This window comes from Pseudothauera lacus (assembly GCF_003034845.1).
Taxonomy (GTDB): domain Bacteria; phylum Pseudomonadota; class Gammaproteobacteria; order Burkholderiales; family Rhodocyclaceae; genus Pseudothauera; species Pseudothauera lacus.
Map to the genome: position 1 here is coordinate 1 of NZ_PZKC01000025.1, position 12,921 is coordinate 12,921.

The following is a 12,921-nucleotide window of genomic DNA, read 5'->3' on the forward strand; positions in this document are numbered from 1 at the left end:
CGCCGTACTCCCTCACGCCGCCTCGACGTAGTGTCAGCTACGCCTTCGGCGTCGATCGGTCCGTGCGGCGCACCACGGCGGCGCCTCGACCCCCTCGCGACGTGAGGGCGTGAGAAATGCGGGCTAGGTTCAAGCATCAAACTCCAGGGCCTGGCTGTCGAGGCGCCCGGCCAGGCTTGCGGCGCTGCGCTGGGCGGCGTGCAGCAGGCAGTCGCGCAGGCGGCCGACCAGCACCGAGGGTACGCTGCCGGCCGCGCTCATCATGCTCAGGGTGAACGGCAGTACCGGTGCCGTGCGCATCAGCACGACCCGCGCCGGATCGAGCGCGGCAGCGGTATAGCCGTCGAGAAAGGCGTAGCCGAGGCCGCGTTCGACCAGCGTGCCGGCCAGCGCATAGGTCTGCACGCGCAGCACCTGGCGGGGCGACCACTGTGCCGCGGCCAGGCGTGCGGCGAGACGCTCGCCCAGCGGAGTCGCTTCGGCAAGGGCGATGAAGGGGCGCCCGCCCAGCCACGCCCGCCGCCCGGGGCGCAGCACCCCGCTGCTCCACGGCCGCGGCGCGGCGAGCACCATCTCTCCCGCACACAGGGCGCTGACGGTGATCGCCACGTGTTCCGGCGCCTCGATGGCGAAGCCGGCGTCGACCTCCCAGGACAGCAGATGGGCCTCGATCTCGCGCGTGTGGCTCGCCCACAGATCGCACTCGACCTGCGGATGGGCATCGCGCATGGCGGCCAGGGCATCGGGCAGCAGACTGGTGGCCAGCGACGGCGTTGCCGCCACCCGCAGCAGGCCGCTGGCGCCGCGGCGCAGATTGGCGGCGAGCGCTTCCACACGCTCGATCTCGCCCCAGGCGCGCTGCACCTGAGCAAACAGCGCGCGCGCCTCCGCGGTCGGCAGCAGCCGCCCGCGGGCGCGCTCGAAGAGCGCAAAGCCGAGGCCCAGCTCGGCGTGCTGCAGCACGCGCGACACCACCGGCTGCGAGACGCTCAGCAGGCGCGCTGCGGCGCTCGCCGAGCCGGTCAGCATGACGGCGCGAAAGACCTCGATGTGACGCAGTCGCATGGCGCACTCCATGTCTTTTGAACATAACTTACCGCATGATCCGACACGATCACTCTGTGTGCAATGGCTATAGTCTGGGCACACCCCCTGCAACTGGACCTCTCATGGACATCCTCGTCATCGGCGCCGGCATCGTCGGCCTCGCCACCGCGCGCGCCCTGCGTGCCGCCGGCCACCGCGTCACCGTGGTGGACCGCGCCGCCGAGGCCGGCAGCGGCACCAGCCGCGGCAACGGCGGCCAGCTGAGCTACCGTTACATCGCGCCGCTTGCCGATCCCGACATCCTCCTCAAGATTCCCGCCTGGATGCTCGGCCGCGACGCCCCGGTGCGCTTCGTGCCGCGCTTCGACCCCGCGCAATGGCGCTGGATCGTCGATTTCCTGCGCGCCTGCAACGGCGACGACAAGCTGCGCTCGGTTGCCGCGCTGCTGCCGCTGGCGCTCTACAGCCAGCGTCTGGTGCATGATCTGGCCGCCCAGCCGGGGATGGAGTTCGACTACCGCCGCAACGGCAAGCTGGTGGTTTACCGCGACCCGCGCAGCTTTGCCTCGGCGCGCGCGCTGCTGGCCAGCCAGCCTGCACTGGCAAGCGAACAGGAAGCCCTCGACGGCGCTGCCTGCGTGGCCCGCGAGCCCGCCCTGGAAGCGCTGCGCGGCGACATCGTTGGCGGCATCCTCACGCGCAGCGAGGAGGCCGGCGACTGCCACAAGCTCTGCCTCGCCCTCGCCGCCGCCCTGCAGCGCGGCGACAACCCCGTCAGCCTTCTGCTCGGGCGCGCGGTGGACGGCCTGCTGCACGACGGCAAGCGGGTCTCAGGGGTCCGCCTGGGCGGCGCGGACGGCGGCGAGCTGCGTGCCGACGCCTGCGTGCTTGCCAACGGTGTCGGCGCGGCGGCTCTGGCCGCCGGCTGCGGCCTCGACCTGCCGGTCTATCCGCTCAAGGGCTACAGCATCAGCGCGGCCATCCGCGCAGCGGCGGCGGTCCCCGAGCTCAGCGTCACCGACTTCCAGCGCAAGATCGTCTACGCCCGCCTCGGCGGGCGCCTGCGGGTGGCCGGCATGGCCGACATCGTCGGTCACGACGAAGGCATTGCCGGCAGCCGCATCGCCACCCTGGTGCGCGAGACCCGCGCCGCCTTCGGCAAGGGCGTCGACCTCGACGACGTCCAGCCATGGGCCGGCCTGCGCCCCGCCACGCCCACCGGCCGCCCCATCATCGGCGCCTCGGGGGTACCCGGCTTGTGGCTCAACGTCGGCCACGGCGCCCTCGGCTTCACCCTTGCCTGCGGCAGCGCCGGGATCCTCGCCGACCGCATCGACGGGCGCCAGCCGGCGGTGCCGGATGCCGACTTCAGCCTCGCCAGCGCCCACCCGCGCTTGCCGCGCCGGGCCGCCAGCGCCTGAGCGGTGTCAGCGCCGCGCAGGCGGCAGGCGCTCGACCTCGACCCTGCCGGCGGCATCCACCGGCACGCGGAACAGTGCCTCGGCCACCTTCACGCCTTCGGCAACCTCGACCGCATCGAGATCCAGCGCCGGGCTGCGCGCACTCAGCAGCAGGCCGGGCTGCACCGGGTTGAGGGCGGAGAAACCGGCGCGCCTGGCACCGCTCTGCAGGCAGACTTCCACCACCTGCGGACGCCCATACACCTCGCAGCGCTGCCCGCGCACGCTGCGGTGCTCACCGCTGGCGCCGAGCATGGCCTGCGCCTGCCCCAGTGCACCGCCGGCAAGGCTCGCCCACAGCGCCGGATCGACGCCCGGCGGCGGCGACGCCGGCGAGAACCCCGCCCCTTCCGGACGCGTGCGGTCGGCCGCGGCGCCGCGCCCGCCACCGACCAGACCCAGATGCCGGCACGCCGGCGTGGCGCGGGCGTCGCTGCCGCGCTGGCCGACCTTGCAGCTGGCCTCGCCGTGCATGTAGATCAGCTCGCGGACGTGCTCGCGCCGCAGGCCGCAATCGCCGCGGTAGGCATGCGCCTCCGCGGCGCGGCGGTTGGGCGGCCCCTGGTCGATGGCGTAGCGCACCATGTCACGCACCACCAGCGAACGCTCGCCGGCGTAGTAGATCTCCACCTCCTCGCGGTAGGGGTGTTCGGGCAACTCCGCAGCGCTGAGCGCGCGCACCGGCCCGCGGCCCTCCCGCCCCTGGGCGCAGACCTCGTGCAGGAGCAGCAGAGTGTCGCGCTGGCTGGCGCGCTGCGCGGCCGGCAGGACGCCCTCCAGGCGCACGTAGTCGACCTCCAGCGCAGCCCCGCTGGTGGCGAAGAACGCCGCCCAGGTACCCGCCCCCTGGGCGGCCCCGGCAGCGGCAAGGAGCAGCGCCGCGAGCATGCGTTTCATGACTTCCTCCGCTTTGCGTCAATGCCTTCAGCATAACACCGGACATCTGCCGGAACGCTGTTCCGCACTGCAGAACCCTTGCCATCGGCCGCGCGCATCGATAACTTCGGGCTATCCCTAGCTGACAGGCGGGGACGAAACGTGCGAAGCTGCTTCAGCTTTTCCGCGGCAACCGCCACGCGCCCGTCGTGGCCGGGGTTCAGGCCCCGGCATGGCCGGTCTGCCGGCCGCGGAATCGTCCATTCAAGTGATGACTCATCAGGAGGTATGGCATGAAGAAGAAACTGACCGCTCTGGCCGCAGCGTTTGCCGTCGTCGGCACCCTCGGCGCCGCCCCGGCCCAGGCTCAGCAGCAATTCGTCACCATCGGCACCGGCGGTGTCACCGGCGTGTACTACGCTGCCGGCGGCGCGATCTGCCGCCTGATCAACAAGGACCGCGCCCAGCACGGCATCCGCTGCTCGGTGGAGAGCACCGGCGGTTCGGTCTACAACCTCAACACCATCCGCGCCGGCGAACTAGACTTCGGCGTCGCCCAGTCCGACTGGCAGTACCACGCCTACAACGGCAGCAGCAGCTTCCAGAACCAGGGCGCCAACAAGGACCTGCGCGCGGTGTTCTCCCTGCACCCCGAGCCGTTCACCGTGCTGACCCGCAAGGAAGCCAACATCCGCAGCTTCGACGATCTCAAGGGCAAGCGCTTCAACGTCGGCAACCCCGGCTCCGGCACCCGCGCATCGATGGAAGAGCTGCTCAGCGCCCTGGGCTGGACGCTGCGTGATTTCTCGCTGGCTTCCGAGCTGAAGGCCGACGAGCACGGCGCCGCGCTGTGCGACAACAAGATCGACGGCTTCTTCTACGGTGTCGGCCACCCCTCGGCCAACATCCAGGACCCGACCACCACCTGCGGCGCCAAGCTGGTCTCGCTGACCGGCCCGGCCATCGACAAGCTGGTCGCCGAGCGCCCCTACTACGCCGTCGCCACCATCCCCGGCGGGCTCTACGCCAACAACCCGGAACCGACCACCACCTACGGTGTGGCCGCCACCTTCGTGACCTCCACCAAGGTACCGGAGAACGTCGTGTACACCATGGTCAAGGCGGTGTTCGAGAACTTTGACGAGTTCAAGCGCCTGCACCCGGCATTCGCCAACCTCGAACCGCAGGACATGATCCGCAATGGCCTGTCCGCGCCGCTCCATGACGGCGCCGTGAAGTACTACAAGGAAAAGGGCTGGATGTAAGCAGCCCGCGGCGGGGCGGTCGAAAGACCGCCCCGCCGTCGTTTCAGCGTTCCGCCGGCATCCGTCCCCACCCGCAGGACGTCCCGACCGCCGCCGGACTCCGTTCCATCCTGTGCCACCGGGCGCGCACGCCACAAGCCAGCCGCAGCCCCGGGCCAACCTGCCTCACCCCGGGAGGTGCGGACCATGAGCCGCTCAGAAACCACCACCAGCAACACCGCCACGGCGCATCACGAGCTGAGTGATGCCGAGCTCGAACAGATCGTCGCCGAAGCCGATACCGGCGGCCGCAAACCCGTCGGCGCGGCCGCCAAGCTGCTTTTCGCGGTGGCCATCTGCTGGTCGCTGTTCCAGCTCTGGATCGCTTCGCCGCTGCCCTTCTCGCTGGGCATCTTCATCCTCAACGACACCGAATCGCGCGCCATCCACCTCGCCTTCGCGGTCTTCCTCGCCTTTGCCGCCTACCCGGCGCTGAAGTCCTCGCCGCGCGACTACATCCCCGTTCAGGACTGGCTGCTGGCATTGGCCGGGGCCTTCTGTGCCGGCTACCTGTTCCTCTTCTACGCCGAGGTCGCCACCCGCCCGGGGCTGCCCACCACCCTCGACCTGGTGGCCGCGGTGTGCGGCATGGTGCTGCTGCTGGAGGCCGCTCGCCGCGCGCTCGGCCTGCCGATGGTGATCCTCGCCGCGGTGTTCCTGATCTACATCTTCTTCGGGCCCTACATGCCCGACATCATCGCCCACCGCGGAGCCTCGCTGAACAAGGGCATGAACCACCTGTGGCTGAGCACCGAGGGCGTGTTCGGCGTCGCGCTGGGGGTTTCGGCGGGCTTCATCTTCCTCTTCGTGCTTTTCGGCGCGCTGCTCGAAACCGCCGGTGCCGGCAACTACTTCATCAAGTCGGCCATTGCCCTGCTCGGCCACCTGCGCGGCGGCCCCGCCAAGGCGGCGGTGGTGGCCTCGGCCTCCACCGGGCTGATCTCCGGCTCGTCGATCGCCAACGTGGTCACCACCGGCACCTTCACCATCCCGCTCATCAAGCGCGTCGGCTACCGCCCCGACAAGGCCGCGGCGGTGGAAGTGGCCTCCAGCGTCAACGGCCAGCTGATGCCGCCGGTGATGGGCGCGGCAGCCTTCCTGATGGTCGAGTTCGTCGGCATTCCCTACACCCAGGTGCTCAAGCACGCCCTGCTGCCGGCGCTGATCTCCTACATCGCGCTGTTCTACATCGTCCATCTGGAGGCGATGAAATCCAACCTGCAGGGCATCCCGCGGCGCAATCCCTCGCCCTGGCAGCGCACGGCAATCAGCACCACGATGACGCTCTCCGGCCTCGTCCTGCTCGCCGGAGTGATCTACTACGGTTTCGGCTGGATCAAGGACGTTGCCGGCGACGCCTCCTTCATCGTCGTCAGCCTGCTGATGTTCGCCGCCTACATCGGCCTCATCGCCCTCTGCGCGCGCTACCCCGAGCTGCACATGGAGGACCCCAAGGACGGCATGGAGTACCTCCCCGAGGTCAAGCCCACGCTGATGGCCGGGCTGCACTTCCTGCTGCCGGTGGCCGCGCTGATCTGGAACCTCGTCGTCGAACAGCTATCCCCCGGCCTGTCGGCGTTCTGGGCGACGATGTTCCTGATCTTCATCCTCGTCACCCAGCGCCCGCTGTTCGCCTGGTTCCGCAAGACCGGCAACTACCGCGAAGCCACCGCCCACGGTTTCCACGACCTCTTCTCCGGGCTCGCCACCGGCGCGCGTAACATGATCGCCATCGGCATCGCCACCGCAGCCGCGGGGATCATCGTCGGCACCGTCACCCTCACCGGTGTAGGCCTGGTGATGACCGAGCTGGTGGAGATCATCTCCGGCGGCAACATCATGGTGATGCTGGTGATGGTGGCAGTGATCTGCCTGATCCTCGGCATGGGCCTGCCGACCACCGCCAACTACATCGTCGTCGCCAGCCTGATGGCCCCGGTGATCGTCGAGCTGGGGGCGCAGAACGGCCTGCTGGTGCCCCTCATCGCGGTACATATGTTCGTCTTCTACTTCGGCCTGATGGCCGACGTGACGCCCCCGGTGGGGCTGGCCTCCTACGCCGCCGCGGGCATCGCCAACAGCGACCCCATCCGCACCGGCCTCACCGCCTTCGGCTACAGCGCGCGTACCGCCATCCTGCCCTTCATGTTCATCTTCAACACCCAGTTGCTGATGATCGGCATCGACAGCTGGTGGCAGCTCGCCCTTACCGTGGTCAGCGCCATCGTCGCCAGCATGACCTTCGCCGCCGCCACCCAGGGCTGGTTCTTCGCCCGCAACCGCATCCACGAGACGGTGCTGCTGCTGCTGATCACCTTCAGCCTGTTCCGCCCCGGTTTCTGGATGGACATGATCCACCCGCCCTTCGAAGAGCTCGAAGGCGGCCAGCTGCTGCAGCTGGCCGAGCAGGCTCCGCCCAACAGCGGCCTGCGCATCTGGATCGAAGGCACCAACGCCGACGGCCGCGACATCTCCAAGGGCGTGCTGCTGCCCCTGGGGCCGACCACCAACGCCGAGGGCGAGCCGCTCAACGCCCGCGCCCGGCTGGCCCATTCCGGCCTGATGGTGATGGCCTTCGGCGAAGACCTGCAGGTCGCCGCCGTGCAGTTCAAGTCGCAGGCTCAACGCCTGGGCATCGAACAGGGCTTCGTCATCCAGACGGTGGAGCTGCCGGTCGAACGCCCGGCCAAGGAATGGATCTTCATCCCCACCCTGGCCCTGCTGGCCCTGGTGATCGCGCTGCAATGGCGCCGCCCGCGCTACGGCGGCACAGCCTGAACAGACGGCAGGCAGAAGGCATTCGGGCCGCCCCCCGGCACGGGGAGCGGCCCGAATTGATGCGGCCCAGCACTTCAGCACGCGCGCCGCAGACAGCGCCGGCGCGCGGGTGGTCCGCCGCTCAGATCAGTGAGCCGCCAGCGACGATGGCACGCGCATCCTTTTCGGTGATGCGCACCGTGGCATTGGCGATGACGTGGGCGACCAGCCAGTCGTGCAGGCGCTCGGCGCCGTCACCCTCGAAGCTGACGAAGCGGCAGCCGGCCTGACCGCCGGAGACGTCGTGGAGGTAATTGACCACCTGCGCCTGGCCGCGGATCTCGTCCGGCACGCCGGCGCGCTGCAGCACGAAGGAGACCGCCTGCCCGGTGGGCGGCGGTGAAGAGGCGGGGAAAGCGAAGCCTTCCAGCGACAGGTCGTTGAGTTCGAGCTTCTCGCCCTCGATCAGCACCCAGAAACACACCTGGCCCCAACGTGTGGCCAGAAAGCGCTGCCGCCCGCGCCGTTCGACAGATTCTTCCGCCATGCGGCTCATCCTCCAAAGGTCAGAGGCCGCATCATAAACCATCGGGCATGGCGCGGGCCCGCCGGCGCCATCAGGCGGCGGCGCGTTCGCGGCGGATGCGGTCGACGAGCTGACCGACCAGTCGCATCGCTTCGGGGTGGCCGCCGGCCATCGAGCTGGAGGTCAGGAAGCGGCCATCGACCACCAGGGTGGGCACGCTGTTGACGCGCATCGCGCGGGCAAGCTGGTCGCCGCGCTGGATCATCGAGTTGACCCCGAAGGACTTGTAGGCGTCCATGAGGCGCTTCTCGTCGGCCACCTTGCCCTTGATCCACTCGCGCACCGCGCCCTCGCTGTGCAGCGGACGGCGCTCCTGCTGCACGGCGGTGAAGATGGCAGTGTGCAGCTTGTCGATGTCACCGGTGGTTTCGGCGGCGAAATACAGCCGCGCCAGACCGCTCAGCTGGGGGTTGTTCCACACCGCCGGAATCTGGCGGAAATGCACATCCGCAGGCTGCTCGGCCGCCCAGCGATGGGCAAAGGGAGCGAGGTCGGAGCAGTGCGGGCAGCCGTAGTGGAAGAACTTGATCACCTCGATGCGCGCCGGATCGTCGGTGGGTTGCGCAGGATCGAGGGTGACATAGGTGTTCGCGGCCTGCGCGAACACGGCGCCGGAGGCCGGGGTGGCGAGGGCGGCCAGGGCAGCAAGTTGCTTGAGGGCGGTACGACGATGCATGAAGGAGGTCTCCGTAGCGGTTACGGCAGATAAGACGCCGGTGGCGCGCAGACGTTCAACCCGCGCGCCCTCCGGCCCTGGCGATCACGGCGAGCCGCGGACCACGGTAGCCGAAAAGCCCGCTTCGGCCAGCCGCGCGCGCGTCGGCGCCATCGCCTCCGGGGTGGCAAAGGGGCCGATGCGCACGCGGTGCACGATGCGCCCATCGGCCGCCTGGCCGCGCAGGGCGCTGGCTTCGATACCGCTCAGCGCCAGGCGGGCCTTGAGGTTGTCGGCCTCGGCGGGATTCTCGAAAGCCCCCACCTGCAGGTAGAGGCGCTCGGCGACGGGTTGCGGCGGCGGTGCCGGCTGCGGCGTGGCGGGTGTCGCCGGCGCGGCCTCACCCTGCGGCAGGATCTGGTAGAACTGGAAATCCTGCTGCACCACCGGGCGGTCGCCGGGCTTGCCCGGCAGGGCCACCGGAGGCTGGTCGCCACTGGGCAGGCGGGGCGTGGTCGGGGCGGCCTGGAAGGGGTTGGCGCGGGTGAAGTACCACGCCGCACCGGCGGCAATCACCGCACCCAGCACCAGGCCGATGAAGATGCCGATGACGATGCCCCCGCCACTGCGGCGGGCAGGCTGTCGGGCCGCCTTGGGGCGGGCTTTCGGGTCACGGCTCACGTTGTTCTCCGCAAGACTACATCGATTCGGGCGCAGACACGCCCAGCAGGGCCAGACCGGCGGCAAGCACCTCGCGCACCGCGGCGGCGAGCGCGAGACGGGCGAGCTTCAGTGCCTCGTCCTCGACCAGCATGCGCTCGGCGTTGTACCAGCTGTGGAAATCCGCGGCCAGATCCTTCAGGTAGAAAGCGATCTGGTGCGGGGCATAATCGGCCGCAGCGTTCTGCACCAGCTCCGGGTAGGCCGCCAGGCGTGCGCACAAGGCCAGCTCGCGTTCGTTCTCCAGCCGGTCGAGAGCGGCCGCGGCCAGCTCGCCTGCCTCACCGCCCCATTGTGTCAGCACCGAGCACACGCGGGCGTGGGCATACTGCACGTAGTACACCGGGTTCTCGTTGCTCTGGCTCTTCGCCAGGTCGAGATCGAAGTCGAGGTGCTGGTCGCTCTTGCGCAGCACGTAGAAGAAGCGGCAGGCATCGTTGCCGACCTCGCGGCGCAGCTCGCGCAGGGTGACGAACTCCCCCGAACGGGTGGACATCGAGGTCTTCTGGCCGTTGCGGTACAGCACCGCAAACTGCACCAGCGCCACCTCCAGCTTCTCCGGCGGCAGGCCGAGCGCGGCGATGGCGCCCTTCACGCGCGGAATGTAGCCATGGTGGTCGGCGCCCCAGATGTCAATGATGCGGTCGAAGCCGCGCTCGTACTTGTTGAGGTGGTAGGCGATGTCGGAGGCGAAATAGGTATACAGGCCGTTCTCGCGCTGCACCACGCGGTCCTTCTCGTCGCCGAAGTCGGTGGAGCGGAACCACTTCGCGCCATCCTGCAGGTAGATGTGGCCGGCCTTCTCAAGCTGGCTCACCGCACGCTCGACCAGGCCGGTGTCGAACAGGCTCTGCTCGGAAAACCACTTGTCAAAGCGCACGCCGAACTCGGCGAGATCCTCGCGCCCGTCGCTCAGCTGCTCGTTGAGGGCAAAGCCGTGCACCCACGGGTAGTCCTCGCCGAGCAGGCGCTTGGCGTTGGCGATCAGCGCATCGAGGTGTTCCTCGCGCTGCTGTTTGGCCTCGTCGTCCTTGCGTTCGGCCGGCGGCAGACCCGGCGTGCCGTCGAGCACCTGCGCCAGCGTCACCCTGGCAAAGCGGTCCTGGTGAGCATTGCGCAGCTCGCGCGCCATGTCGATCACATAGTCGCCCTGGTAGGCATTGGGCGGGAAGGCGACCTCGATACCGAAGAAGGTGAGATAGCGCAGCCAGGTCGACAGCGCCAGGATGTCCATCTGGCGGCCGGCGTCGTTGACGTAGTACTCGCGGGTGACATCAAAGCCGGCAAAGGCCAGCACATCCGCCAGCGAGGCCCCATAAGCCGCACCGCGGCCGTGACCGACGTGCAACGGGCCGGTGGGATTGGCGGAGACGAACTCCACCTGCACCTTCACACCCTTGCTCGCACCGCGCCCATAGTCGGCGCCACGCGCCAGCACCTCAAGCACCACCGCGGTCTTGGCCGCCGCCGCGAGGGTGAAGTTGATGAAGCCGGCACCGGCCACCTCGGCCTTCGCCAGCAGCGGCGAAGCGGGCAGTTCGGCGAGCAGCAGTGCCGCCAGCTCGCGCGGATTGCGGCGCAGCGGCTTGGCCAGTTGCAGGGCCAGGTTGGTGGCGAAATCGCCATGGCTGGCCTGCTTCGGGCGTTCCAGCAGGATGGCGACATCGACCTGCTCGGGCGCCACGCTTTTCAGCGCGCTGCGCAACAGGTCGGCAAGAAGGGCTTTCGGATCGGCGCTCATGGCACTCGCAGGTACGGAAAAGCCTGCGATTATATCGGATCGCCCCGCCCTCCCCGGTAAAGCCTCGTAAGCCGGGACGTTTACCCACGCCCCTTGGCACGGCGAAGGCGCGACAAAACACCCCGGCAGGCGCGCGCAAGCCTGGAAGGCGCCACCAACCAATGACGAACAGCTAGCATTATGGTATAAATCCCGACCCACATAATCCCAACGTCCTTCCAGAGGTGCCGCCATGTCCGCCACCCCGGCCAACTGGTCGCAGCACGCCCGCCTGCTCACCCTGCACACCCCGCTGGGCGCCGACGTGCTGCTGGCCACCGAGGTGCAGATCGACGAAGCCCTCGGCCCGCTGCTGGAGCACGCCGGCCTGCGCATCCACCTGCGCGCCATCTCCGCCGACGCCCGCCTGCGCCCGCAGGCCCTGCTCGGCCAGCCGGTACGCCTGGATCTGGCCACCGCCAGCGGCCCGCGCCCCTTCCACGGCCACATCACCGCCTTCGAGCGCAGCGGCGCCGACGGCGGCTTCGGCCACTACCGCCTGCGCATCGAACCCTGGCTCGCCCTGCTCGGCCAGCGCAGCGACGCCTACGTCTTCCAGGACATGAGCGTGTTCGACATCGTCGACGAACTGTTCGCCGACTGGCAGGGCCGCGGCACCCTCGCCCCCGCCTGGCGCTGGGACGTTGCCGAGCGCAGCGCCTACCCGCAACGCTCGCTGACCATCCAGTACCACGAGACCGACCTCGACTTCCTGCGCCGCCTGCTCGCCGAAGAGGGCCTCTTCTACTGGTTCGAGCACCGTGCCGACGGCGCCCTGCTGGTCATCGCCGACCACAACGGCGCCTTCGCCGACAACGCCCAGCCCCACATCCGCTACACCCAGTCCGGCGCCACCCTCGCCGCAGACGCCCTCGACCGCTGGGCCGGCGCCCGCCGCCTGGGCAGCAGCGCCACCGCCATGGCCAGCTGGGACTACCGCAGCGTACACATGCGCCAGCAGATGCAGCCCAGCGCCATCGACAACGGCCCCGCCGCCCCGCGCCTGGACGACACCCTCGACCCCGGCCCCTACGCCTGGCACACCCAGGCCGACGGCGAACGCCTCAGCAGCCGCCGGCGCGAAGCACTCGACGTCCGCCTCAAGACCTTCCGCGGCCACGGCACCGTGCGCAGCGCCGCCCCCGCCACCGTGTTCACCCTCGACGACCACCCCGAGCACGACACCGACCCCGCCGCGCAGCGCCGCTTCCTCATCACCGCCGTGCGTCACCGCGCCCGCAACAACCTCCCCCACAGCGGCGCCGACGCCTACTACCGCTGCCGCCTCGATGCTGTGCGCGCCCACATCCCCTGGCGCCCCCTGCTCATCGACGCCGACGGCCAGCCCGTCGATCTGCGCCCGCACATCGTCGGCGAACACAGCGCCATCGTCGTCGGCGAGGACGGCGCCCCCACCCACACCGACCGCGATCACCGCATCCGCATCCAGTTCCACTGGCAGCGCGGCAGCCGCGCCGCCAGCCGCCTGCCCCATCCCAGCGGTGCAGACAACGCCCCCGCCAGCGACGCCCTCGGCACCTGGGTGCGCGTCCTCTCAGCGGCGGCCGGCGCCAACTGGGGCGCACACTTCATCCCCCGCCCCGGCCAGGAAGTGCTGGTCACCTTCCTGCACGGCAACCCCGACCGCCCCGTGGTCGTCGGCGCCGCCTACAACGGCCGCGGCGCCCGCCGCGCCCCCCGCCACCGGGCGGGCCGGGGCGCCACGGCCGGCGGCG

At 69.8% G+C, this 12,921-nt stretch carries 10 protein-coding genes; 4 read left to right on the forward strand and 6 right to left on the reverse strand.

Annotated features, from left to right (window positions below):
- Window positions 1-129 precede the first annotated feature (129 nt).
- Complete coding sequence (locus tag C8261_RS16835; RefSeq protein ID WP_107494893.1) at window positions 130-1,065, reverse strand: LysR family transcriptional regulator; 936 nt, start codon at window positions 1,063-1,065, stop codon at window positions 130-132.
- A 104-nt stretch (window positions 1,066-1,169) separates the two neighbouring features.
- Between C8261_RS16835 and C8261_RS16840 the strand changes: the two genes are divergently transcribed.
- A complete protein-coding gene (locus C8261_RS16840) occupies window positions 1,170-2,468 on the forward strand; it encodes a D-amino acid dehydrogenase (RefSeq protein WP_107494894.1) in 1,299 nt (432 codons plus the stop codon).
- Window positions 2,469-2,474: 6 nt separating this feature from the next.
- On the opposite strand, the gene C8261_RS16845 is transcribed toward C8261_RS16840, so the two are convergent.
- The gene (locus tag C8261_RS16845) at window positions 2,475-3,404 is read right to left on the reverse strand and encodes a hypothetical protein (RefSeq protein ID WP_107494895.1); all 930 of its coding nucleotides are present in this window, start codon (window positions 3,402-3,404) and stop codon (window positions 2,475-2,477) included.
- 272 nt (window positions 3,405-3,676) lie between these two features.
- Here C8261_RS16845 and C8261_RS16850 point away from each other — a divergent pair, with 272 nt between their 5' ends.
- Entirely contained in the window at window positions 3,677-4,648 is a 972-nt protein-coding gene (locus tag C8261_RS16850; RefSeq protein ID WP_107494896.1) for a TAXI family TRAP transporter solute-binding subunit, read from the forward strand.
- Window positions 4,649-4,834: 186 nt separating this feature from the next.
- The gene (locus C8261_RS16855; RefSeq protein WP_107494897.1) at window positions 4,835-7,465 is read left to right on the forward strand and encodes a TRAP transporter permease; all 2,631 of its coding nucleotides are present in this window, start codon (window positions 4,835-4,837) and stop codon (window positions 7,463-7,465) included.
- A gap of 121 nt (window positions 7,466-7,586) precedes the next feature.
- On the opposite strand, the gene C8261_RS16860 is transcribed toward C8261_RS16855, so the two are convergent.
- The 4 genes from C8261_RS16860 to argS all read right to left on the reverse strand — a co-directional run bounded on the left by C8261_RS16860 (window position 7,587) and on the right by argS (window position 11,146).
- Entirely contained in the window at window positions 7,587-7,991 is a 405-nt protein-coding gene (locus tag C8261_RS16860; RefSeq protein ID WP_235864962.1) for a PilZ domain-containing protein, read from the reverse strand.
- 70 nt (window positions 7,992-8,061) lie between these two features.
- Window positions 8,062-8,706, reverse strand: a complete 645-nt coding sequence (locus C8261_RS16865) for a thiol:disulfide interchange protein DsbA/DsbL (RefSeq protein ID WP_107494899.1) — start codon at window positions 8,704-8,706, stop codon at window positions 8,062-8,064.
- 84 nt (window positions 8,707-8,790) lie between these two features.
- Window positions 8,791-9,366 carry an SPOR domain-containing protein gene (locus tag C8261_RS16870; protein WP_107494900.1) on the reverse strand — a complete coding sequence of 192 codons (576 nt, stop codon included), beginning with the start codon at window positions 9,364-9,366 and terminating at the stop codon, window positions 8,791-8,793.
- 16 nt (window positions 9,367-9,382) lie between these two features.
- Window positions 9,383-11,146 carry an arginine--tRNA ligase gene (argS, locus tag C8261_RS16875; RefSeq protein WP_107494901.1) on the reverse strand — a complete coding sequence of 588 codons (1,764 nt, stop codon included), beginning with the start codon at window positions 11,144-11,146 and terminating at the stop codon, window positions 9,383-9,385.
- Window positions 11,147-11,378: 232 nt separating this feature from the next.
- Between argS and C8261_RS16880 the strand changes: the two genes are divergently transcribed.
- Window positions 11,379-12,921, forward strand: a 1,543-nt coding sequence (locus C8261_RS16880; protein ID WP_146161705.1) for a type VI secretion system Vgr family protein, incomplete at its 3' end; no start/stop codon positions are given.